The sequence below is a fragment of the Bifidobacterium polysaccharolyticum genome (genome assembly GCF_016101585.1).
In the GTDB taxonomy this organism is placed as follows: Bacteria; Actinomycetota; Actinomycetes; order Actinomycetales; family Bifidobacteriaceae; genus Bombiscardovia; species Bombiscardovia polysaccharolytica.
This window is the reverse complement of record NZ_JACFQG010000001.1, coordinates 282,954-306,220: the sequence shown is the minus strand read 5'-3', so window position 1 is coordinate 306,220 and position 23,267 is coordinate 282,954. Positions and strand designations below refer to the sequence as shown.

General features: G+C 60.6%; 22 protein-coding genes. 3 read left to right on the top strand and 19 right to left on the bottom strand.

Annotated elements, in window-relative coordinates:
• Positions 1-16: 16 nt before the first annotated feature.
• Positions 17-355 (top strand): metalloregulator ArsR/SmtB family transcription factor, encoded by a 339-nt coding sequence (locus tag H3T90_RS01205; RefSeq protein ID WP_052733317.1) that lies wholly within the window; start codon positions 17-19, stop codon positions 353-355.
• Positions 356-365: 10 nt separating this feature from the next.
• On the top strand, positions 366-1,094 hold the full coding sequence (locus H3T90_RS01200) for an SdpI family protein (protein WP_198229333.1): 729 nt from the start codon (positions 366-368) through the stop codon (positions 1,092-1,094).
• A 445-nt stretch (positions 1,095-1,539) separates the two neighbouring features.
• Here H3T90_RS01200 and H3T90_RS01195 read toward each other — a convergent pair whose 3' ends face one another.
• From H3T90_RS01195 to H3T90_RS01185, 3 genes are all read right to left on the bottom strand, one after another.
• Positions 1,540-2,016, bottom strand: a complete 477-nt coding sequence (locus H3T90_RS01195; protein ID WP_198229332.1) for a GNAT family N-acetyltransferase — start codon at positions 2,014-2,016, stop codon at positions 1,540-1,542.
• Positions 2,017-2,262: 246 nt separating this feature from the next.
• Positions 2,263-4,371 carry a bifunctional cytidylate kinase/GTPase Der gene (der, locus tag H3T90_RS01190; protein ID WP_198229331.1) on the bottom strand — a complete coding sequence of 703 codons (2,109 nt, stop codon included), beginning with the start codon at positions 4,369-4,371 and terminating at the stop codon, positions 2,263-2,265.
• Positions 4,368-5,141, bottom strand: a complete 774-nt coding sequence (locus H3T90_RS01185) for a pseudouridine synthase (protein WP_198229330.1) — start codon at positions 5,139-5,141, stop codon at positions 4,368-4,370. The genes der and H3T90_RS01185 overlap by 4 nt, the downstream gene beginning before the upstream one ends.
• A gap of 170 nt (positions 5,142-5,311) precedes the next feature.
• On the opposite strand from H3T90_RS01185, the gene H3T90_RS01180 reads away from it, so the two are divergent.
• The gene (locus H3T90_RS01180) at positions 5,312-6,526 is read left to right on the top strand and encodes an MIP/aquaporin family protein (RefSeq protein WP_198229329.1); all 1,215 of its coding nucleotides are present in this window, start codon (positions 5,312-5,314) and stop codon (positions 6,524-6,526) included.
• 30 nt (positions 6,527-6,556) lie between these two features.
• Here the strand turns inward: H3T90_RS01180 and H3T90_RS01175 are convergent, their stop codons facing one another.
• From H3T90_RS01175 to thrS, 16 genes are all read right to left on the bottom strand, one after another.
• Positions 6,557-6,904 (bottom strand): DUF3017 domain-containing protein, encoded by a 348-nt coding sequence (locus tag H3T90_RS01175; RefSeq protein ID WP_232350476.1) that lies wholly within the window; start codon positions 6,902-6,904, stop codon positions 6,557-6,559.
• A gap of 160 nt (positions 6,905-7,064) precedes the next feature.
• Complete coding sequence (locus H3T90_RS01170) at positions 7,065-8,438, bottom strand: NAD-dependent succinate-semialdehyde dehydrogenase (RefSeq protein ID WP_198229328.1); 1,374 nt, start codon at positions 8,436-8,438, stop codon at positions 7,065-7,067.
• Positions 8,439-8,569: 131 nt separating this feature from the next.
• Positions 8,570-10,171 (bottom strand): bifunctional phosphoribosylaminoimidazolecarboxamide formyltransferase/IMP cyclohydrolase, encoded by a 1,602-nt coding sequence (gene purH, locus H3T90_RS01165; protein WP_198229327.1) that lies wholly within the window; start codon positions 10,169-10,171, stop codon positions 8,570-8,572.
• Between the two features lie 52 nt (positions 10,172-10,223).
• Complete coding sequence (locus H3T90_RS01160) at positions 10,224-11,600, bottom strand: cell division protein PerM (protein WP_198208543.1); 1,377 nt, start codon at positions 11,598-11,600, stop codon at positions 10,224-10,226.
• Entirely contained in the window at positions 11,597-12,520 is a 924-nt protein-coding gene (sucD, locus tag H3T90_RS01155; protein ID WP_198229326.1) for a succinate--CoA ligase subunit alpha, read from the bottom strand. The genes H3T90_RS01160 and sucD overlap by 4 nt, the downstream gene beginning before the upstream one ends.
• Positions 12,517-13,731: an ADP-forming succinate--CoA ligase subunit beta gene (gene sucC, locus H3T90_RS01150; protein WP_198229325.1), complete on the bottom strand. Its 1,215-nt coding sequence runs from the start codon at positions 13,729-13,731 to the stop codon at positions 12,517-12,519. The genes sucD and sucC overlap by 4 nt, the downstream gene beginning before the upstream one ends.
• Before the next feature lie 22 nt (positions 13,732-13,753).
• Positions 13,754-14,338 carry an adenine phosphoribosyltransferase gene (locus H3T90_RS01145; protein ID WP_046323766.1) on the bottom strand — a complete coding sequence of 195 codons (585 nt, stop codon included), beginning with the start codon at positions 14,336-14,338 and terminating at the stop codon, positions 13,754-13,756.
• Positions 14,339-14,446: 108 nt separating this feature from the next.
• Entirely contained in the window at positions 14,447-15,007 is a 561-nt protein-coding gene (locus tag H3T90_RS01140; protein ID WP_198229324.1) for a preprotein translocase subunit YajC, read from the bottom strand.
• A 66-nt stretch (positions 15,008-15,073) separates the two neighbouring features.
• Positions 15,074-16,150 carry a Holliday junction branch migration DNA helicase RuvB gene (ruvB, locus tag H3T90_RS01135; protein ID WP_232350475.1) on the bottom strand — a complete coding sequence of 359 codons (1,077 nt, stop codon included), beginning with the start codon at positions 16,148-16,150 and terminating at the stop codon, positions 15,074-15,076.
• A gap of 3 nt (positions 16,151-16,153) precedes the next feature.
• Complete coding sequence (ruvA, locus tag H3T90_RS01130; protein WP_198229323.1) at positions 16,154-16,765, bottom strand: Holliday junction branch migration protein RuvA; 612 nt, start codon at positions 16,763-16,765, stop codon at positions 16,154-16,156.
• Positions 16,766-16,807: 42 nt separating this feature from the next.
• Positions 16,808-17,389, bottom strand: coding sequence for a crossover junction endodeoxyribonuclease RuvC (ruvC, locus tag H3T90_RS01125; RefSeq protein ID WP_110412913.1), 582 nt, complete (start codon positions 17,387-17,389; stop codon positions 16,808-16,810).
• A gap of 4 nt (positions 17,390-17,393) precedes the next feature.
• Complete coding sequence (locus tag H3T90_RS01120) at positions 17,394-18,149, bottom strand: YebC/PmpR family DNA-binding transcriptional regulator (protein ID WP_198229322.1); 756 nt, start codon at positions 18,147-18,149, stop codon at positions 17,394-17,396.
• Positions 18,150-18,210: 61 nt separating this feature from the next.
• Positions 18,211-19,497 carry a glycosyltransferase family 4 protein gene (locus H3T90_RS01115; RefSeq protein WP_198229321.1) on the bottom strand — a complete coding sequence of 429 codons (1,287 nt, stop codon included), beginning with the start codon at positions 19,495-19,497 and terminating at the stop codon, positions 18,211-18,213.
• Positions 19,472-20,482: a phosphatidylinositol mannoside acyltransferase gene (locus H3T90_RS01110; RefSeq protein ID WP_198229320.1), complete on the bottom strand. Its 1,011-nt coding sequence runs from the start codon at positions 20,480-20,482 to the stop codon at positions 19,472-19,474. The genes H3T90_RS01115 and H3T90_RS01110 overlap by 26 nt, the downstream gene beginning before the upstream one ends.
• Positions 20,483-20,486: 4 nt before the next feature.
• Positions 20,487-21,161, bottom strand: coding sequence for a phosphatidylinositol phosphate synthase (pgsA, locus tag H3T90_RS01105; protein ID WP_198190811.1), 675 nt, complete (start codon positions 21,159-21,161; stop codon positions 20,487-20,489).
• 3 nt (positions 21,162-21,164) lie between these two features.
• Positions 21,165-23,210 carry a threonine--tRNA ligase gene (gene thrS, locus H3T90_RS01100; RefSeq protein WP_198190812.1) on the bottom strand — a complete coding sequence of 682 codons (2,046 nt, stop codon included), beginning with the start codon at positions 23,208-23,210 and terminating at the stop codon, positions 21,165-21,167.
• Between the last annotated feature and the right edge of the window lie 57 nt (positions 23,211-23,267).

Genomic DNA, 23,267 nt, shown 5'->3' with positions numbered 1-23,267 from the left:
TCGAAAAAGGAGTCTTATGGCTATTCAGGAAACAACAGCGGCTCTGGCTGATCCCCTGCGTCGTCGTGTGCTGGATCTTTTGGAGCAGGGCGGCATGGAGGCGGGACGCCTGGCCGAAAAACTGGGAATGACGCCATCCAAGCTGTCCTATCATCTGCGGAAATTGAAAGAAGCAGACCTGATTGTCGGCCACAAACAGGGCACCAGGGTCATCTACGAACTCAATCTGAGCGTGCTGGACAGCACCATTCAATGGCTCTACCGCCTGCGGACAAGCGCCAGTGACAAGAGAAGTCTGCCTGTACCGCAGACTGCAAGCACGGAAACTGATTCGGCGGCGGTTTCAGAGTCCTAAGGAGATTCTCATGGCTGATGGCGGCAAAGCGGGTCGGTTCGTCCCGACCCTGGTCGTGGCTCAGTGGTTGCCGGGGATGATCATGCTGGGCGTAAGCTGCTTAGTTGTCAATCGTCTGCCAAACGAAAAGGTCCCGCTTCATTGGAATGCACAGAACCAGGTGGATCGCTGGGGCTCTCCCCAGGAGCTGGTTTGGATGCCCTGCTTCTGTCTTGTCATTGCGCTGATTTGGACCATCCTCATGCTCGTCCTGCGCGCATATTTGATTAAACGTGGTGATGAAGCGGGACATACCTTAACCGTTTTTCTGCTGGGTGGGCTAGGCATGCAGATTGTTTTCGCTGTTATAGATACGTTCTCCATAGCCGCTGCCGATCCTCATTGGGACTGGTGGCCGACGGATTTCGGCATCGATAAAGTCGCCATGCTATTGACCGGTCTGATTCTAATAGTCATCGGCAATCTTGCTCCTAAAATCAGACCCAACGGCATCAGCGGTTTTCGAGTGCCAGGTGCCTACTCCAGCCGCGAGGCTTGGCGCCGTTGTCAGCAATTTGGCGGGGTGCTCTCCATGATTCTGGGCGTGGTCATGATCCTGGCTGCCCTGGCTTATGGCGGAGTCAGGCTCTACTGGACCTGTGGAACCGCTCTGGCAATCGTCCTTGTACTCATGTTTGCCTATGGGTCATACGCGGGCAGAAAGTATGCCGGACAGGGAGGACCTATCTACCACCATTAGTTCCTGTATGCAATGCGTGAGCTAAAAGAGGCTGTAAATGACAGGTCAGGATACAAGTAAGAACTTCCTGAGTTCGTTGAAGGACTCAAAGCTGATTTAGATCAAATCAAGCACCCGCCAATACGGTCCTTCATCATCAGCATCATTTCACGAACCAAGTTGCAACAGTCTGGACAGGTATCTGCTCTCACCCTGGAAACTGTAATAACAGACACCGCACAAACCCTGTATTTCATGGCAACAAGGTTGAATGCACTCGAAATGAGGATGAAAGCAGTGCATTTCTATCGGGGATTGTTGGGGATGTAAGAGCTTCTATATTACCTTTATTATCTAATTAACCCAATAATGACCGGCTACACACTAGGCGATCTTCTGCGTGCACGCTATAAAATTCGTTTAGCTATTTAGTCAGTTTAGATCTCAGGGAAGTTCGTACGTCCTATTACCGATTCATAGTCTTGCTTAGATTAAGGAATTCATATACGCCATCGTTTGATTTTTGCCTTTTAGAACCCGTTATTTTAAATCCTGCGCCCTGATAAACTTTAATTGCACGTTTATTGAAGCTGGCTACTGAAAGAACAATAATTCTATAATTAAAATTATTCTGTATGAATTCTTCGATTCCTTTGACGAAATTTAATCCCAACCCGTGTCCAGTCAAATCCGGTCTCAATCCTAAACCAACTTCTACTTTTTCCTCTGAAAGCCTTTCCAAGCAAAAATAACCAACCAGTTCATCTTGATCATCCACAACCTGGTAATACTTATCTCCACGCAACTTCGGAGTGATTATCTCTTCAAGATCCTCTAGATCATTTTCCATATCATAAAAGCTGTATTGGCCACTATAGTGCCATTTTCTAGCGATCTGGTCTGCATTTGCCTGAGTTAAGTGTGCCATTTTCTTAAATATCATATTTACTCCTTACTTAATGTGCAGACTCCGAATTAATATCGGTAGTAATAGTCAAGAGTTTTTGTTTAAGTGACCCAAAGGTTAATCAATAAAACCCGAACTGGGAGACAGACACAAATACTGTCAGCCAAGTTTGCATTGCGAGGCTATTGGAGTGAGATGATCGATGTGCTGCGCCCAATCTGCAGGGGTATGGAAAGGCCCCTAGGCTGACTTAAGAGTCGGGCTAGGGACCTTCTACCATCCTTATTTGCGCTTCTTTTTCTCGCGGATATGCACGGAGATCTGGATGGGGGTGCCTTCGAAGCCGAACTCCTCGCGCAGGCAGCGTTCCAGATAGCGGCGGTAGCCGTGCTCCAGAAAGCCGGTGGCGAAGATCACGAAACGCGGTGGCCTGGTGGAGGCCTGGGTGGCGAAGAGAATCCTTGGCTGCTTGCCGCCCCGTAGCGGATGCGGGTGTGCAGCCTGAACCTTGCCTAGGAAGGAGTTGAGCTTGCCGGTCGGTATGCGCTTGTCCCACGATTCCAGAGCGGTCCGCATGGCCCTGGCCAGCCGGTTGGTGTGCCAGCCGGTCTTCGCAGACAGGTTGACCCGCTCGGCCCAGGTGACCCGGTCGAACTCGGTCTGCCAGAGCCGCTCAAGACGCTGCCGACCGAAGTCGTCCAGCAGATCCCACTTGTTAAAGACCAGGACGATGGCCCGACCAGCATCCACGGCCTGGCTCATGACCTTCAAGTCCTGGTCGGCTATGGGCTGCGAGGCGTCGAAGAGGATCAGCGCCAGTTCCGAGCGTTCGATGGCCGCCTGCGTGCGCAGGCTGGAGTAGTACTCGGCACCAGAAATCTTGTGCAGGCGGCGCTTGATGCCGGCGGTGTCGATGAAAAGCCAGTCCTCGCCGTCCACCTGTACCACCTCGTCGACCGGATCGCGGGTGGTGCCCGCCACATCGTGAACGACGGCCCGCTCCTCGTGAGCCAGCTGGTTGAGCAAGGAGGACTTGCCCACGTTGGGTCGTCCGACCAGGGCCACCCGGCGCAGACCCTCCGGGGTGAGGAATCCCGAGGTCTTTTCGGCCTTGCTGAGCTGTTCCAGCGCCGCATCCAGCAGGTCGCCTATCCCCCGGCCGTGCATGGCGGAGATGGCATAGGGTTCGCCCAGACCCAGCTTCCAGAATTCGGATGCGGTGTAGTCGGCCATCCGGTCATCCAGCTTGTTGACGGCCAGGACGACCGGCTTGCCCGCGGCCCGCAGCATGGTGACGATCCGTTCGTCGCTGGCGGTCAGCCCCACCTGGCCATCCACGACCAGAATGACGGCATCAGCCAGTGATACGGCTACCTGCGCTTGGGATGCGATGGCGGATTCGATGCCCTCCACATCGCTCTCCCAGCCGCCAGTATCTACCAGCTTGAATTGGGTGCCTGCCCACTCGGCCTCGTAGCTGACCCGGTCCCTGGTAACGCCAGGGGTGTCCTCGACCACAGCGGCACGGCGTCCGAGAATCCTGTTGACCAGGGTGGACTTGCCCACGTTGGGCCTTCCCACCACGGCCAGAACGCCTACGGCCTTAGGGCCTTGGTCCTGGTCATTCTGGTTTTCAGAGCCGCCCTCCAGCAGGGCACGGTCTTCTTCATCCAGTTCGTAGTCATCAAGATTGCGAGCGTACTCGTCATAGGAGTCCTCCTCCATGGCCGAGGAGACCAAATCAATCAGGACCTGCAGGGTTTGTTCGAAGGTCAGATCGGAGTTGTCTACAGTAGTAACCCCGTCGGCGGCGCTCATGAAGGAGGTGACCTTGGAATCTCGGGCATCCCGGGCAGCCAGATCCTCGGCGCCGGCTGACCCGGCCTGAGCCTGGCCGCTGCGACGGGCCTGGCGGACCTCTTCACGGGCTGTCAGCAGCACACGGACCTGGGCGTCCGAGGCCACCACTGTGGTGATGTCTCGCCCTTCGGCCACCACACCCCGCTCCTGGTCGGCCATAATGGCCCGCTGAGCGGCGATGAGGACATGTCGCACAGCTGGAATCGAAGAGACCATGGAGACGTGTTCGGATACCTCGGTTGAGCGTATCTCCTCATCCACGTCACGGTCGTCCAGGCTGACTCTGGGATGTTCGGGGTCGAGCCCCATGACCAGGTGGCCGCCAGTGATGGAATCCGCCACGGCCTCGGTGATCGCCTCCTGGTCAGGCTGGTCCACGTCCAGATCCAGTCCGCGGTCCATGCACCATAGGGTGACGGCCCGGTACATGGCGCCCGTGTCCAGGTAGGCCAGGCCGAAATGCTTGGCCAGAGCCCGCGAGGTGGAGGACTTGCCTACGCCTGCCGGGCCATCGATGGCGACGGTGATCACAGTCCGACCTCCTTATCCAGGGCCTTGATCTCGGTAGCGGAGAGCACTCGGTAGGAGCCCGGGCGGATCTCGCCCAGCCGGATGGGGCCGATCTGGGTGCGCACCAGCCGGGTCACCGGGTAACCGATGGCGCCGAAGATGCGTCGCACTATCCGGTTCTTGCCCGAATGCAGGACCACCTTGACGATGGTGTGCTCGCGGTTGTGGTCGATGATGGCGCAGTGGTCCAGGCGGATGAGGCCGTCGTCCAGCTCCACCCCTTGGGTGACCAGCCGTCGGCAGACGTTGCCGCCGATGTGGCCGCTGAGTGTGGCGATATAGGTCTTCTCCACCTCGTAACGCGGATGCATGACGTGCTGGGCCAGCTCCCCGTCGTCGGTCATGAGAATCAGGCCCTCGGAGTCGTAGTCGAGTCTGCCCATGTGGAAGACCCGCTCGTAGCGGTCCCCGATGATGTCGCGCAGGGTGAACCGGCCCTTGGGGTCGTCCATGGTCGAGAGGACCTTCCGAGGCTTGTTCAGGGCCAAGGTGATGTGCTTGTCGTTCAGATGGATGCGGGATCCATCCACGCGGATCTGCTGGCGGGAGGGATCCACCCGGCTGCCCAAGGTGGTGACCAGCTCGCCGTCGACCTCGACCCTGCCCTGGGTGATGATCTGTTCGCATTTGCGACGAGAGCCGAATCCGGCCTGGGCCAGCACCTTCTGGAGGCGGATGCCCTCCTCCCGTTGTTCGTGCGCTCTGATCGCCTGTGTATATGGATGTGGCATCGTTCTCCCAACGTGGCCTGATGGATATGTAACGGATATTGTTCTGGACGGCCACAGCCGCCAAAAGGTCATATCATACTATATCGGAGACTAGGGAAGTGTTGTTGGCTTGCCCTAAGCTAGAAGCTGTTGTTGTTCATTGTCGTCGAAGGGATTGCAAGGTGGGGAACATGACTATGGAAGCAAGTGCTGAGCCGGTTCTCGAACAGGCCGACGGGCAGGTTGCCGCAAAGCCCGTCCGCAGGCGGATCAGGCCTCGTGATGTTCGTTGGATTCGTGCGGCCGCAGAGCTGGTGGGCACCTTCTTGATCTGCGCGGTCATCTACCTGTCCTACAGCTTCGGCCAACTGGTCATGGGCCAGCCCAGTGTGGTGCTGCCGGTCCTGGGAACCGCCCTGACCTACCTGGCCGTGACGGCCATGCTGGGCGGCGTCTCCGGCGGACACTTCAATCCCGCCGTGACCGTGGCCGCCATGTTCACCTCACAGATCAGCATGGTGGATGGGTTGATCTACATCGTTGCCCAGGTGATCGGTGCTATTGGCGCCGGTGCGATCGCCGTCGCCCTTATTCCGGTCAGCAAGTCCGTGCCGGACAGGACCTGGCTCATGTTCTCTGTCAACGGTTTTTCCGGTGGTTCGCCTGCTGCAGCCACCCTGGGCCAGCAACACATCGCCTTCGGGGCGCCCATGGCCATCGTGGCTGAGCTGATCGGATGCATAATCGTGGTGGCTGCGGCCATCACCACCTTGCGCTCCGACGGCCGCGCACGTCGCAACCATGCCCTCTATACCGGGCTGGCCTACGGCGTCGGCGTGCTGGTCACCTACCCCATCACCTGTTCGGGGCTGAACCCGGCTCGGTCTACCGGCATCGCCATCTTCGCCCAGTCCAAGCACATGGCCGTCAGCCCGATCTCGCAGCTCTGGCTCTTCTGGATCTGCCCCCTGCTGGCTGCCTCTCTGGTGGCGTTGGTCATCATCATGACCAACATCGTCACCGACAATATGGCCATGCGCGCTATGGGCACCGCTACTGATCCCCAGCAAGTTGCACAGGCGGGCGCAGATGCTCAAGCACAAACACAACCTGATGCCTTTGCTGCGACCGGTGTCCAGACTCAGGATCAATCGACCCAGGCATCTCCTGCACCGGTTCAAAACGCTCCTGCAGACACCACGGCTCAGACTGTTGATGTATCGGCTCTTTCCGATGTCGATGCTGGCCATGACACCAATTCAAGCAAGCATGCTGAGAGTGGCCAGGATGATGTTGCCCCTGCCGATGCAGGAACTATTCCCGATCTTCAGGTAGAGCCCCTTCGCACTGCATCCAAAACAGAAGACGGTGACGAGGTATCCAAAAACAAGCCCACTGAAAACTGAACCACCGAGGACCGAAAAGCCTGAAAGGGGTCACAGCAACAGCTGAATGCTGAAGTAGGTGACCAGAAGGCCGATGCCCAGAGCGATGCTGATGAAGGCATCGAAGGGTACTGATCGAACCTTCCAAGGGCTGCGATCCTTGAGAGTCAGACGCAGAGCGCCACAAACCAGGGCCGCGACGGACACTAGTCCAGTTGCGGCCCAGGTGTATCCGAGGAAGGCTACGAGCGCGGCAATCAGCACCACCAGAAAGATGATGCCCTCACAGATAGGACGACCCTCCTGAGCCTCCGAGACGAAGGGATGGCCTCGACCAGATGACTTGGACGACTGCGGGGGCTTGAGATCCGGGTTCTCGGCCTTATCTGCGTCTGCCATGCTCCCCAGTTTGCGCATTCCCGACGACCTCCATTTGTTGCTGTACTTGATCTGCCGGTTCGAGCCTACCAGCGCCGCTGACGCAAAGCGACCGTGCCGCCATCGCTCTTGGACGATGACGACACGGTCGCTGTTTCAACAAGAAGCCGGAGCAGTCGAATCAGTTCTTGTGCTGGAAAATCAGATGCTCGTTGGCGAAGGTGTCGAAGCCCAGGCTGTAGAGCTCGCGGCCGTAGCCAGAGTTCTTGATGCCGCCGAAGGGCAGCTCAGGCATGGTCACCCATCCGCCGTTGATGAAGGTCATTCCGGTCTCGATGCGACGTGCCAGAGCATCCGCATGGTCAGCATCCGAGGAGAAGACCACACCGCCCAGGCCGTAGCTGGAGTCGTTGGCCAGTTCAATGGCCTCATCCTCGTTGGCCACCTTGTAAATGGAGGCCACAGGGCCGAACATCTCCTGGTTGTATACAGGGTTGTTGTGGTCGATGTCCGTCAGAACCGTCGGGGTGAAGAAGGCCCCCGGCGAATCGTAGGGTTTGTTGCCGTAGGCGACCTTGGCTCCACCTGCCACAGCGCTTTCGACCTGCTTGGCCAGGTTGTCGCGGGCGGAGACCATGCACATGGGTGCCAGCGTGGTTTCGGGGTTACTGGGATCGCCCAGAACCGCGTGCGAGAAGGCGTCGACGATTAGCGAGACGAAGTCGTCATAACGGTTCTCCGTGACGATGAAGCGCTTGGAGGAGGTGCAGACCTGGCCGGCGTTCATCAGCCTGGCACTTGGGGCCACCTTCTTGAGCAGATCCCAGTCAGCATCATCCAGGACGATGAAGACGTCGTTGCCGCCCAGCTCCATGGAGGATTTCTTCAGGTTGGCTCCGGCCGACTTGGCCACGGAGGCGCCGCCGCGCTCTGACCCGGTCAGGGCCACGCCAGAGACGCGGGGATCGGCGATGGCACGGTCCACCTGGTCATAGTTGACGAAGAGGTTGGTCAGGCTGCCCTCGGGGGCTCCTGCTTCTCTTACGGTCTGCTCGAAGGCCACAGCCGAGCCTGGCACGTTGGAGGCATGCTTGAGGATCATGGGGTTGCCCAGAATGAAGTTGGGGGCGAACACGCGCATGATCTGGTAGTAGGGGAAGTTCCAAGGCTCGACCATGAACACGATGCCGGTGGCCTGCTTGACGTAGTAGGCCTTGCCAGCGGGGTTGTCCAGGGGGACGGGAGCCAGCAGCTCCTCGGCGTGGTCGGCGAAGTAGTCGGCGATGTCTGCGCACAGCTCTACCTCGGCGCGAGCCTCGCCCACCAGTTTGCCCATGTCCAGGGTCAGGTTGGCAGCCAGGGCATCCTCATTCTGACGGAAGAGCTTGGCGACCTGGCGCAGTTGTGCGGGACGGTCTCCGGGGCCTTCTTGCTTGCGCCAGGTCTTGTAGAGGTCATGGCCACGGGCCAGGGCATTCTCCAGGTCTTCGTCGGTTGCATCTGGATAGGTCTTGACCAGTTGATTGTTAAAAGGATTGACTGTCTGATAGGTCACAATATCTCCTTTGAATTATGGGTACCTAGTCAGCATCATCGCTGCTCAGTTCATTCAGCATAGCACCGTATTGGACCCCGCGGTCAAGGATTTTGTCGTAGGGCGACATTTGACCGCGGGGTCCGGTTTTATCAGTGGAAGAAGTGGCGGGTTCCGGTCAGATACATGGTCAGATCGGCATTCTGGGCGGCCTTGATCACCTCGGGATCACGGATGGACCCTCCCGGCTGTACCACGGCCCTGATGCCGGCCTGGATCAGGTACTCCAGACCATCTGCGAAGGGGAAGAAGGCATCGGAAGCGGCCACCGAGCCCTTGGCCCGGTTACGGCCTTCATCCAGAGTATTGGCCCGCTCGACTGCTAGGTGGCTGGAGTCCACCCTGTTGACTTGGCCCATGCCGATGCCCACAGTCGCTCCTTGGTTGGCCAGGAGCACGGCGTTGGACTTTACGGAGCGGATGGCGCGCCAGGCGAAGGTCAAATCATCCATGGTCGCCTGGTCGGCTGGTTTGCCGGAGACCAGACGCCAGGTGGAGGGATTGTCGCCAGGAGCGTCAATCAGGTCGGGCGTCTGGACTAGTGCTCCCCCGTCGATGGGACGGATGACCGGGCGCTGACGCGGGCGGCGTTGTACAGACAGGATGCGCAGGTTCTTCTTAGTCCGCAGCAGGTCAAGGGCCTCGGGCTCATAGCCTGGTGCAACAATCACCTCGGTGAAGACCGGCTTGATCTGCTGGGCCATGGCCAGGGTGACTGTGCGGTTGGCGGCAATGACCCCGCCATAGGCGCTCATGGGGTCACAGGCGTGGGCGCGGCGGTGGGCCTGGGCGATGTCCTCACCCACGGCAAGACCGCAGGGGTTGGAGTGCTTGACTACGGCCACTGCGGGCAGGTCGGGGAAGTCCCAGACCGAGCGCCAGGCGGAATCCGCATCTACATAATTGTTGTAGCTCATTTCCTTGGCCCCGCCCAGGTGCTCTGCCGCAGCGAAGCCGTCCCGGTCCAACGGATCCAGATAGAGGGCGGCCTGCTGGTGAGGGTTCTCCCCGTAGCGTAGCTGACTGGCTAGACGCCAGGTGCGAGTCAACGTCTGGGTTGGTCTCTGATCCTCTACCTTGTCCTGCTTGTCGTCAACCCATGTGTGTGCTGTCCACTCGGCGATGGCCGCATCATAGGAGGCGGTCAGGGCGAAAGCTTTTGCAGCCAAGCGTGCGCGTTCAGCCAGGCTGAAACCGGTGCCTGAAGCAATGCGCTCGGCGGCCAGAGCATAGTCGTCCGGGTCGGTGATTACAGCCACGCTGGCATGGTTCTTGGCTGCGGCCCGGATCATGGCAGGGCCTCCGATGTCGATGCGCTCCAAGCACTGGTCAGCGTTTGCACCATCAAGGACGGTCTGCTCGAAGGGGTAGAGGTTGACCACTACCAGGTCGAAGGGGGCGATGCCCAAGTCTTTGAGCTGCTGGACATGGTCGGGGTTGGTCATGTCGGCCAGCAGACCGGCGTGGATGTGCGGATCCAGGGTTTTGACCCGGCCGTCAAAGCTTTCAGGAAAGCCGGTGACCTTTTCCACCGGGGTGACCTGGACACCCAGATCCTGCAGCTTCTTTGCGGTGCTGCCGGTGGAGATGACCTCGGTGCCTGCCTGGCGGAAGGCCGATGCCAGGGCCTCAAGTCCCTGCTTGTGGTAGACCGAGACCAGTGCTCGGTTGATCGTTCGATTCGTGGTGACCATGGAAACTCCTACTCCTATGCTTGAATGCCGAGGCGCCCCGCCACCCTCGGATCTATTTGCCTGGTCTGCGGGTGGACGAGACCTGTCGTGGTGTGTCTGCTCGGTCGGTGACTTTGGGCTCCTTTCCCTCCTGACCGCGTGATTGGTTTTGTTTTTCCTTGTTTCCCGCCTTGGCGGAAGTTTTTTTGTGGTCTGCCTGGCGCAGATAGTCGATCAGGGCGTCCTTGATGATGACCAGGGCGGCGAGGATGAGGGGCAGCAGCCATACTCCCAGCAGGCCAACCCCCAGGGATGTTCCGATCATGCGTAGTGAGGAGGCAATGGGCACGCCTACCCCGGCCAGTCGCTGGCGGCCCAGAGCCCCATTGGAGAGTTGGAAAAGCAGGGCAAGACCGAGCAGGGTGACCAGCCAGGTCAGAGCCATTGCCAGGGTTGCGATAAGGAAGCAGACTGCAGTATCTCGGGATTTTAGCCCTGCTTGACGCACGGCGGCATGAATTCTGACCCCCCACGGACCGGTGAGCAACAGAATGCCGGCAACAACTCCTGCCAGCAGAGGCAGGTTGAGCAGGATCAGACGAACTTCCTGCCGTGAAACGGGCTCTGGGAAAAGTCCAAAGAAGGGCAGCGAGGGCAGGCTGGAGGCGTGGCCCGACCAAAGAGTGAAAGTGGCCAGCCTGCCGATGTTGAAACCGTTTCCGAAGAGCCAGGAGACAGCCCAGATGATCAGGTTGGGCAGCCAGACCAGGGATGCCAGACTGGTCATCACAGCCGAGGCAGTGCCCATACGCGTCAGTTTAAACAGGCGGCCCACATCTCCGTGATAGAGGGCGATCCAGACAACCACGGTGATCATACCGGCAACCAGCATGACTGCCAAGAGTATCGCGCCGGCCGTAAGTCCAAGTCTGATGGTCATGCGGACCTGGACTGGCAGGGTTTCTTTGATGAGTTTGGCAAAAGCCTGACGGAAAGGTTCGGAGCGAACCCAGGCCCAGCCGTAACCCAGCAGAAAGACTAGGCTGGTGCGCAGAAGAATAACCGTGGTGGTGTCGACCTGAATGGTCTGGCTACCCTGCATGAGGATGAGGCTGCACAGCAACCAGACTACCAAGCCGGCAATGCAGCCACCTACAGACATGCCCATGCGGCCGACCAGAGTACGGATTATCCATATCAGCAGGCCAGTCAGCAGCAGGGGGATGATGGTTAGGGTCAGGGCTCCGGCTGTGAACCCGCAGCCCTGGGTGAGCAGAGTGATCGTTTCTGTCAGGGCCACGGTGGCCATTGACAGGGATGGCCCGCCCTCCTCGATGGAAATGATGAGCAGGAGCAGGGCCATGCATGCACCGAGGGCGACGGTGTAGATAAGTATGGCTAGGAAGGCCTCTAGGGCCCCCCGGAGCCATACTTTTACCCTGTCGGTCATATGATGGCATGCTCCCGTAGCAGATCGCGGGCAAGCTGGGCAGTCTCGCAGGGTGTGGTGCCCACCTTGATGCCGACGGACTCTAGCACTTTCTTCTTGTCAGCGGCTGTGCCCTTGCCGCCCGAGATGATGGCTCCGGCGTGGCCCATCTGCTTGCCCTCCGGGGCGGTAAAGCCGGCGATGTAAGCCACGATGGGCTTGGTCATGTGGGTGGAGGCCCAATGGGCTGCCTCCTGTTCGGCCGAGCCGCCGATTTCACCGATCATGACACAGGCCTTGGTCTCAGGATCTCTGTTGAAGGCTTGCAGAGCCTCTAGCATGGTGGTTCCCACGATGGGGTCGCCGCCAATACCCAGGCAGGCTGTGAAGCCTATAGAGGACAACTCCCCCATGAGCTGATAGGTCAAGGTACCGGATTTGGAAACCAGGCCAAGCGGGCCTCGACCGGCGATGCCCTGCGGGATGATGCCCAGGTCTACACCGACGCCGTTGGGCCGCCCAGACATGGTCATCAGTCCTGGGCAGTTGGGACCGACGATGCGGCAACCGCGTTCCCTGGCCAGGGCCACGCAGTATGCGGTATCGGCCACAGGAACGCCCTCGGTGATTACCACGATTAGGGTGATGCCGGCCTCGATGGCCTCGATCATGGCGTCCTTGGCGAATCTGGGCGGGACGAATACCACCGAGGTACGGGCTCCGGTCGCCTTGCACGCTGTTGCACAATCGGCGTATACGGGCACATGACGGGCCTGACCATTCGGACCGTCGAAATCCACCGTCATTCCGGCCTTGCGGGCATTGACTCCGGCCAAGATATTGGTGCCGGCCGCCATCATGCGGGCCGTGTGAACCATGCCCTGGTGACCGGTCATGCCCTGGACCATAACGGGGGCGCCGTCCTCGATAAAGAGGGTCATCGTCCCGTCTCCTTTCCTGCCTGAGCGGCTAGGGCCACGGCCTGGTCTGCCGCCTCCTCCATGGTGCGGGCCACCTTGAGCCGAGGTTGCTGGGCCTTGGCCAGCAGGTCCAGTCCCTCTGCAGCCTCATTGCCGTCGAAGCGGACCACAATGGGCTGGTCGCCGTATTGGTCTTGCTTGCCTGCAGCATCCACGGCTGCCAGGATGCCCTGGGCTACCTGCTGGCAAGAGGTGATACCTCCATAAACGTTGACCATGACCGAACGAACCTGGGGGTCGAAGAGGACCACGTCCAGGCTGGTGCGCATGACCTCTGGAGAGGCACCGCCACCGATGTCCAAGAAGTTAGCCGGTCCAATAGGAACACCCTGTCGGCGTCCTGACCCGGCGACCGCATCCAAGGAGCTCATGACCAGTCCTGCACCGTTGCCGATGACACCCACCTGGCCGTCAAGATGGACATAGTGCAGGCCTGCGGCCTTGGCCTTGGCTTCCAAGGGATCCACCTGTGCAGGGTCCGTGAAGCGTTTCCAACCGTCGTGTCGGAAGGCTGCGTTCCCGTCTAGGGAGATCTTGGCATCGAGGGCGTCCAGATGCTTGGTGGCCTCGTCATCCGGGTCGCCCACTTTGGCCAAGGGGTTGATCTCGACCAGGGTCGCGTCGCTGTCCTGGAAGGTGTGCCACATGCCTAAAAGTATCTGTGTGGCTTGCTCCATATCTGCGTGGTAGAAGCCGATGCGCTCGGCCATGGTGCGGGCGGCCTGCCTGTCGAAATCCTCCAGTGGGCCGATGTGCAGGCGCCGGACCGATTCGGGGTGCTCACGGGCGATGGTCTCCACCTCGGTGCCGCCGCTGGCAGTGGCCAGGACATCGTAGTCCCGGGAGGTGCGGTCCACTGAGATGGACAGGTAATACTCGTGCAGGATATTGCGGGCTTCGGTGACCAGGATCCCGCTGACTGGATGGCCGTCGATGTTCATGGGCAGGATGGCCTCGGCCAGTGCCACAGCCTGCTGGTGATTTTCGGCTCGCTTGACTGCTCCCGCTTGTCCCCGGTGACCGATGGTGGCCTGGCCCTTGATCATGCAGGGGTACCCGATAACGTCGGCTGCCTGCCCGGCCTCTTCAGCGGTTGAGGCATAGACAGCCCTTGGCTGGGAAATCCCATGCTCAGCGAGCAGCTGCCTGGCCTGATATTCGTACAAATCCATGGTGCTGATCCCCCAATCGTGCTCAGGCGGGCATGTTCATCAGGCAGGTGACCGGGTAGGCGCCCAGAGCCTTGCGGCCATCCAACCCGTTGAGCTCCATGACGAAGCTGAAACCGGCAACCTGACCGCCAGCCTGCTCCACTAGACGTGCAGCTGCCTGGGCGGAACCGCCGGTAGCAATCAGGTCATCGACTATCAGGACTCGCTGGCCTGGTTGCAGGCAACCCTGCTCGATTTCAATGCGGGCGTTGCCATATTCAAGGGCATATTCCTGGCTGTAGGTGGGCTCGGGGAGCTTGCCGGCCTTGCGCATGGGCAAGAAGCCCTTGCCTAGATCGCTGGCCAGCTGTGGACCAATCAGAAAGCCGCGTGCTTCAAGGCCGGCTACCAGGTCGAAGTCCTCTGGCTTCACGGGGAGGGTGCGCTTCATGGCATCGAGGATGATGGCCAGTCCCCTGGGATCCGACATGGCCGGAATAAAGTCCCTGAAAAGGATCCCCTTCTTGGGAAAGTCCGGAATGGTACGGATCAATGAGATCAGATAAGCGGCGTCGTCATCGCCCACCTGCTTAAGTTCTCCAACCTTGATATCGTCCGATTGAGCCATGATCTTCTTTCTGCCTTGCTCCTTGGAAGTGGTTGACGGGGCCATCATACGCGCGCCGCGTTTCCGTTCAGAGTCAGCCTGACGGAAGGTGTGGCGGGCGTATAATGCTCACGACTTGGCGGAAGTCGAATCCGCGTCGTCGGACTTCTCTGCAGTCTCTGCCTTGCCTGATTCGTTCTCCGGCTCCCGCTCGGTATTCGACTTGGATCCGGCCTCATCCTTGCCCTCTGAGGCTGTAAAGTTCTGTGTGGCAGTATCGTCAGCGGCGCGTTCTTCATCATCGGCCTTGTCATCGTCTTCAGCGGCGCTGACCTCGACTGGGGCATACACATCCTCGGAGTGGCCTTCAACCTGCTCGGGCAGGGGGTTGCCGTTTTCATCAACCTCGTCGTCGTGAACGTAGGCGGGGACGATTGGTGGCCTGGTGATGGCCTGGATGCGCCAGCGGGACTGCGAACCTTCGGAGTCGATGACTACCTGCTCCTTCTCCAGGTCAACTGAGACGACCTTGCCCAGAAGACCGGTGGTGGTGGCTACCTCGTCACCGGGCTGCAGGGACTGACGGAAGTCCTGGACGGCGGCCTGCTGCTGCTTGCTCTTGCGGGAGCTTCCCCACATCATGGCGATCATCAGTGCGATGATGACGATCATGAAAATCATGGATCCCATGGTTGTTTCCACTCCTTGTTTCGGCTGGTATCAAACGGCGATATGCATTGCTGCGAAGACCCCAGTCTAGAACAGCTTCATGACATCCTCGGGCGGTTTGCGGCCCAGGTGCTCCCAGGCCTTAGAAGTGGCCACACGCCCTTTTGGTGTACGTACCAAGAAGCCCTCGCGCACCAGGTAGGGCTCACAGACCGTTTCGACCGTCTCGGCCTCCTCGCCCACCATAGCGGCAAGGTTGTTCAGGCCTACGGGGCCACCGTCGAAACTGTTGACGATGGCCTTGAGGACGGCCAAATCCAGACGGTCCAGCCCCTCGGAATCAATCTGGTAGAGGGCCAGGGCCTGCTTGACATCATCAGGGCCGACCTGGTCAAGATCGTGGACTATGGCCCAGTCACGCACACGGCGCAGGAGGCGGTTGGCGATCCTGGGCGTGCCACGGGAGCGGAGGGCCAGCTGATGGGCGGCGTCATCCTGTAGGACAATGCCTAGCACCTTGGCTGATCGCTCGACCAACTTCTCCAGCTCCTCCTCCGGGTAGAAGTCCAGGTGGGCGGTGAAGCCGAAACGGGCTCGCAGCGGCGAGGGCAGCATGCCCTCACGAGTGGTGGCTCCGATGACCGTGAATCTGGGCAGGGTCAGCGGAATGGAGGAGGCTCCGGGGCCCTTGCCCACCATGACATCCACCCGGAAGTCTTCCATGGCGATGTAGAGCAGTTCTTCGGCGGCCCGAGGCAGACGGTGGATCTCGTCTATGAAGAGCACCTCACCGGCCTCCAGAGAGCTCAGGATGGAGGCCAGGTCGCCGGCATGCTGAACAGCTGGCCCCGAGGTGACACGAATGGGAACCTCCAGCTCATGGGCAACGATCATGGCCAGGGTGGTCTTGCCTAGGCCCGGGGGGCCTGCGAGCAGAATATGATCCGGGGCCACATCCCTCTTTTTGGCAGCCTTCAAAAAGAGGCTCAACTGGGCCTTGAGCCGGGGCTGTCCGATGAACCCGTCCAGGGTTTCCGGACGCAGCTCCTCGTCACTGACCGGCTCGCCTTCGATGGGCCTGGCCGAGACCATCCGCAGGGATTCCTCTTGCGCATCACCATTCTGGGTATCTATATACCCTGTAGACATCTGCTTGTCAGCCATGGATCAGCGCCCCCTGTCCAGCCGGGTCAGGGCCTGCTTGAGCACCTTGGGAATTTCGGCAGACTGCAGGGGCAGGGTGTAGCCTCCATCGCGGCATGTCTGTTCAACAGCCTGCTCGGCATCACGCTGTAGCCATCCTAGGGAGATCAGTCCCTCAACCACCTGGTGGGCGCCATCGTCGGTCTGAGCTGGCCCCTGTCTGCCCGTGCTGGCATCCAAATCAAGCTTTCCGGAGAGTTCGAGGATGATCTTCTGAGCACCCTTCTTGCCTAGGCCTGGCGCCCGGGATAGGGCCGCAGCATCGCCGTCAGCCACGGCCTGGGCCAGTTGGTCTGAGTTCAGGGTGGCAAGAATGGACAGGGCCACACGAGGTCCGATGCCGCTGACTTTCTGCAACTGGGCAAAGAGGGATTTGGAGGTGCGGCTGAGGAATCCGTAGAGGGTCAGTGCGTCTTGAGTCAGGGACAGAGCGGTGTAGACGGTGACCGTGGACTCGGCCCGCATGCAGGCTAGATCTGACTGAGGCATGCGCACCTCGAAACCTACTCCCGAAACATCAATGACCGCCGAGCCCGTTTCGATGGCGGCCACCCGCCCGGTCAGCATTGCCAGCACTTGATCACCCCTCGATAGAATCGAACGTCTGTTCGAATCAGCTTACATGTCTCGTTGGACTCCCCGATGCTTGCCGTACTTGGCAGAGGCCTGGGCCCACTGACGCTGGGCCTGGGTCAGATGTTCCTCGCGTTCCCCGCCTTGGATGGCCCCGGCAGGTCTTAGGGCATGGCAGATGGCCTGGGCCAGAGCATCGGCGGCATCGGCAGGCTTGGGCAGCTGATTGAGCCCCAGAATGCGGGCCACCATCCGTTGCACCTGGATTTTGTCAGCCTGGCCGTTGCCGGTTACGGCCATCTTGGCCTCGGTGGGTGTGTGCAGGGCCACGGGAATCCCCCGCTGCGCAGCACCCAGCATGGCTAGTCCTGCCGCCTGAGCGGTTCCCAGCACGGTGTTGTGATTGGACTGGGCAAAGACTCGCTCGATTGATACCACGTCGGGACTGAAACGGTCCAAGGCGGCCGTCAGCCCCTGGTAGATGGTCAGCAGACGCAGGTCCTGGCTCTGTTCGGGGTCTGAGCGCACGACGTCCACATGAACAAAGGAAAGCCGGCGCGATGCACCGGCTTCAATGACGCCAACGCCGCATCGGGTGAGCCCCGGGTCGACGCCGAGAACGATCATAAGGTCACTCGTCGTCCAACTGGGCCATGACCTCGTCGGGCGCAGTCCAGTTGCTGTAGATATCCTGCACGTCGTCCAGATCGTCCAGGTTATCGATCAGCTTTGAGACCTTGCGGGCGGAGTCCAGGTCCAGGGTGACCTCGCTCTTGGGGTTGAGGACCAAGTCGGCGGAGTCGTAGTCCATACCGGCATCCTGCAGGGCCTTACGGACGTTGACCATATCGCCGGGGGCAGTCAGTACAGTGTAGCTCTCGCCGTTGTCCTGCACATCCTCAGCACCTGCCTCGGCGGCCTTCTCGAAGACCGTATCGTAGTCCAGGCCCTCCGAGGGGACGATGATCTGGCCCTTGCGCTCGAAGTTGAAGCTGACAGACCCGTTTTGGGCCAGGGAGCCGCCGCCCTTGGTCAGGGTGGAACGGACCTCGGCGGCCGCACGGTTGCGGTTGTCGGTCAGGCACTCGATGATTATGCCCACGCCGGCGGGAGCGTAGCCCTCGTAGACGATGCTCTCGTAGTTGGCCGCTCCGGCCTCCTCGCCCGAGCCACGCTTGACGGCCCTGGTGATGTTGTCTGCGGGAACGGAGGACTTCTTGGCCTTGACGATGGCGTCGTAGAGGGTGGGGTTACCGTCGGGGTCACCGCCGCCGGTGCGGGCAGCGATCTCGATGTTCTTGATCAGCTTGGCGAAGAGCTTGCCACGCTTGGCGTCGATGGCTGCTTTCTTGTGCTTGGTGGTCGCCCACTTCGAATGCCCTGACATATGTCTCCTGACGGTACGAATGCGTAAACGAATGGAATTCTAGTTCCGCTCTTTGACAATTTTACGGGTTTTCAGGCCCCCCCGTGGGGGCTTCATCGTAAAGAGAACCAACCTTCCGGCCCACCAGTCTGCCCAGCAAGCCACGGCGATGATCAGGCCGAGCTGCCAGGGCCCGGGCATAGACGTCCAGAATCTGGTCGGTGACCCGCTCCCAGTCGTAGTCGCTGGCCCGACCCATTCCGCACGAAGCCAGACCCAGACGTGTGGGTCGGTCGTCCAGCAGTTCAAGGACCACCCGGGCGCAGTCCTGGGGGTCTCCGGTGGCGAACAGACGCGCGCTGCGGCCGTTCTGTGAGACATCCTTGAATGCTGGCAGGTCCGAGGCCACCACCGGGCAGCCTGCCGCCATGGCCTCGACCAGCACGATGCCGAAGCTTTCTCCCCCGGTCTGCGGGGCTACATACATATTCAGGCTGTGGTAGAAGGAGGCTTTGTCCTCGTCACTGATCCGACCCAGGAAGGTGAAGTGCTGGGCCAGTCCGGGATCAACAGCCTCAAGTACTTTCCTGGCATCCGCCTGGCCGTCACCTGCACAAATGAAGCGGACTCCGGGCACACGCTGAAGAATGGCAGGTGCGGCCTGGGCCAAGATTCTGAACCCCTTGCGCTCTTCCTTCATCCTTCCCAGGAAGCCGATGGTGGGCTGCCGGTCGCTCCCCTGCCATTCTGGACGAGGCCTGGCATTGCGCAGAGCTCTCGTTTCGATGCCGTTGGGAATTATCTGGCTGGGGATGCCCGGCTCCAGCAGATTCCGGGCGTTCTGCATGGCTGAGGGGCTGACGAAGATAGCTTGGCTGATATTGGCCAGGTATCGGCGCAGGTAGCGCCTGGTCAGCCTCAGGGCCAGCGGAGTCGAATCGAAGGCCGCATGGAAGGTGGCCACATAGGGGCAGGGAATGAATCCGGGCCGCAGGGGCTTGTGGCTCAGGGAGGGCACCTCGGGCTCATGCAGATGCAGAATGTCGAAGTGGCCCTGCCTGACCCACTGTCTGGTCTTGTGACCGGCCACGCCGAAGTAGCTCAGGTTGGCCACGGATCCGTTGTAGGGAATGGAGAAGGAGGAGCCGGTGGTCTGTACCCAGAGGGGCATGTCCTTGGTGCGTCGGCCCGGCGCCAGAACCTGCACCTGGTGGCCGCGGTCCATAAGATGCCTGGCGAAGTCGCGGATGTGCAGTTGGACGCCTCCTGGGGTCTCGAAGGAGTAGGGCGAAATGATCCCAACCCGCAGAGGGGCCTTGATAGCGGCACGTTCCGCCTCCTGCTCAGGCCTTTGCTCGGGTGCCTTCATGCCTGTTACCTCCCTTGTTCTTGGATGCCTGGGCCAGGATGAAGTCGGGCAGGTCGTGCATCCGAGAAAGATCCAGATCCTCAAGGAAAATCGGCTGGAGCATGTGCCAGTCCTCGGGATGCTCGCGAATACCCTGGGCCCACTGGTCCACCCAGGCCTGGGTCAGATCGTTGATGGCCTGCTCCCGGGGCATGTCCAGGTAGGATTCGATGGCGATGGGCCCGTCCACCTGGCAGACATAGCCGTAGGGGGCCTTGGCTTGTCGGCGACGTTCCCCCGTCAGCTTTTCCCTGTGCATGTTCACGGTATACAGGGGCAGGCGGGCATCCAAGGCTATGACGGCAGGGCCAGCGGCCACGCGGATCCAGGAGTTAAAAGCTCTGACGAAGACGCCTCGGCGGCTCAGATCGCGGTCGGCCAGCAGGGGCACGACTTGATCAGGCTCCCGCAGCAGGGTTGTCAGACGGCCGGTGATGTTCGGCTCACCGGTCAGCAGGATGTTCATGCCCAGGCGGCGACGGATGTCCGCAAAGGTGTTGAGCATGCCTTGGTCCCGCAGCCGCTCTGCCACCGTGGTGACCTGCCCGACCGTGGAGCAGGCCCAGAACCCCGCGTAGTCCCAGTTGCCCTGGTGGCCCATGCCGATGGGCAGGGAGCGCAGGCCGATATCTGTCTTGGCTGGATCCGGGTATGCGCTGCCGCCACCGTGTATACGTGCCAACAGCTGCTCCTTGGTGCGGGCCCCCACGGTCAGGGCTTCGACGAAGTAGACGAAGTAGGAGCGCATGCCCTGGCGCGAGGTGCGACGCAGACTGGGATGGTCGACCTCCGGCATGACATGGGCCAGGTTGCGCTCCAGCTGCCTGACACCGCCTATCCGAAACAGCCAGCAGAAGTCGGCTGCTGCCAGGAAGAGGCCGCGCAACAACCTCTCGGGCACCAGACGCGCATGCTGCGCCAGAAAGATGAGCAGTCGATCCGGCATAGGCTCACTCGTGGTTGGGGTTGGCAGGCTGTGGGTTGCGGCTCATGTCCCTGGCGACGTGGCTGATTCGCTGCCAGACGGTGACGATGCCCAGCAGGGCCAGCAGTACCAGGAAGCAGCTGAGCACAGCCAGGGGCAGCCCGGCTCCCGTCAGTGCCATGCCCACCAGGATGATGACCAGCCGATCCGACCTGGTGGCGATGCCGTTCTTGGCCTCGAAGCCCTCTGCCTCGGCCCGGGCCCGGGCGTAGGAGGTGACGAAGGAGGTCATGATAGCGAAGAGCGCTGCAGCCATGCCGACCTGGGCCCAGATGTCGGGATCCTGGTGGCTGCCATCCGCCACCCAGGCCAGTTCGTGGCGGCGCAGGTAGATGATGACCCCGGTCAGGACGGCCCAGTCGGCTATCCGGTCAAGGGTGGAGTCCAGGAAGCCCCCGAACTGGGTGCCTCCGCCGGTCAGCGAGGCCACGGAACCATCCAGGGAGTCGAAGGCCACCAGGATGGCCAGGACGATGGCCCCGGGCAGGAGCCAGCCGGTGAACCCGGTCACGATGGCGACCAGAGTGGTGCCTACGGCTCCGATGATCGTGACACCGTTGGCGCTCACGCCCAGATGAACCAGGCCGCGGGCGATAGGGGCGATGATGCGCTTCCAGGGGCGCCGTAGATGCTCGAACATTGGTCAGTCCTGACTGCAGGAGGTATTCGCTCGGAAGTCGTCTGCCGAGTTGATCTGCGCGCGGACCTTGATGGCCTCGTTGATCCAGGCGCGGGCCTGCTTCACAGGCACTCCGTTGAGCTGGCTGCCGTCGCGGAAGCGGAAGGAGACCGCGTCCTTGGAAACATCTTCCTCGCCGGCAATCAGGATGAAGGGTGCCTTGGACTTGGCTGCGTTGCGGATCTTCTTGCCAAAGCGATCGTCGGAGCGGTCGATCTCGCAGCGGACCATGTCATCGCGCAGCTCGTCCAGCAGGTGCTCCAAGTGGGGGGCGAACTCGTCAGCCACGGGCACAGCCTGCACCTGGACCGGTGCAAGCCAGGCCGGGAAGGCGCCGGCGTAGTGCTCCAGCAGGATGGCGAAGAAGCGCTCGATGGAACCGAAGAGGGCCCGGTGGATCATGACCGGCCGCTGGTGGGAGCCGTCGGCTGCGATGTACTCCAGCTGGAAGCGCTCAGGCAGGTTGAAGTCAAGCTGAATCGTGGAGACCTGCCAGGTGCGCCCGATGGCGTCGCGCGCCTGTACGGAGATCTTGGGCCCGTAGAAGGCGGCGCCTTCGGGGTCGTCAACCAGTTCCAGCCCGGAGTCCTTGGCCACCTCGGCCAAGGTGTTGGTAGCCTCCTCCCAGACCTCGTCAGAACCGACGAACTTGTTGGGATCCTTGGTCGACAACTCCAGGTAGAAGTCGTTCAGGCCGAAGTCCTTGAGCACCTTGAGCACAAACTGGAGCAGGTTGGTCAGCTCCCCCTTCATCTGGTCACGGGTGCAGTAGATGTGGGAGTCGTCCTGGGTCAGGCCGCGCACGCGGGTCAGGCCGTGTACCTCGCCGGACTTCTCGTAGCGGTAGACGGTGCCGAACTCGAACAGCCGCAGGGGCAGCTCCTTGTAGGAGCGCTGCCGGGACTTGAAGATAAGGTTGTGCATGGGGCAGTTCATGGGCTTCAGGTAGTAGTCGAAGCCTTGGCGGGTGACCTTGCCGTTGGCGTCCTTCTCCTCATCCAGGTGCATGGGCGGGTACATGCCGTCCTTGTACCACTGCAGATGGCCCGAGATTTCGTAGAGGTGGCCCTTGGTGATGTGCGGGGTCTGCACAAAGGAGTAGCCGTTGCGCCGGTGCATCTGGCGGGAGTAGTCCTCCATGACGTTGATGACGGCCGCGCCCTTGGGGTGGAAGACGGGCAGTCCGGGCCCGATCTCATCAGGGAAGGAGAAGAGGTCCATCTCGGCGCCCAGCTTGCGATGGTCGCGGCGGGCGGCCTCCTCCAGGCGGGCGGTGTAGGCCTTCATGTCGTCCTTGTTGGCCCAGGCAGTGCCGTAGATGCGCTGGAGCATGGGGTTCTTCTCATCCCCGCGCCAGTAAGCGGCTGCCGTTCGCATGAGCTTGAAGCAGCGGATGTAGCGGGTGTTGGGCAGGTGGGGGCCACGGCATAGGTCCTTCCAGACCGTGTTGCCCTCGCGGTCCAGATTGTCGTACATGGTCAGCTCGCCACCGGTGGCCACCTCAGTGGCTTCCTCACTATTGATCTCGGCCTCTTTGGCTCCGATCAGCTCCAGCTTGTAGGGCTGGTCGGCCTCCTCCTTGCGGGCCTCCTCCTCGGTCACCACGCGACGACGGAAGCTCTGGGAGGACTTGATAATCCTCTTCATCCGCTGTTCGATCTGCTTGAGGTCGTCGGGGGTGAAGGGCTTGTCCACGTCGAAGTCGTAATAGAAGCCATCTTTGATGGCCGGGCCGATGCCCAGCTTGGCGTCCGGGCGAATTTCCTGGACGGCCTGAGCCATGACGTGGGTTGCCGAGTGCCGCATGATGGCCAGTCCCTGGTCGCTCTCCAAGGTGATGGGATCGACCTTGTCGCCTTCGTGCAGGGGTGTGTAGAGGTCGCGTGGCTGCCCGTTGAGGTCGACGGCGATGATGTCCTTGTCGTCAGCAAAAAGCTGGACGCCAGTCTGATCCGCCGCCACCTCCTTCCGTTCGCCTTTGACGATGATGGAGATGCTCGACTGTGTCATGAATGCCGTCCTTGCTATCGGAGCCCGCGTTACAGGGTGCAGGCTGGACATGGTTTA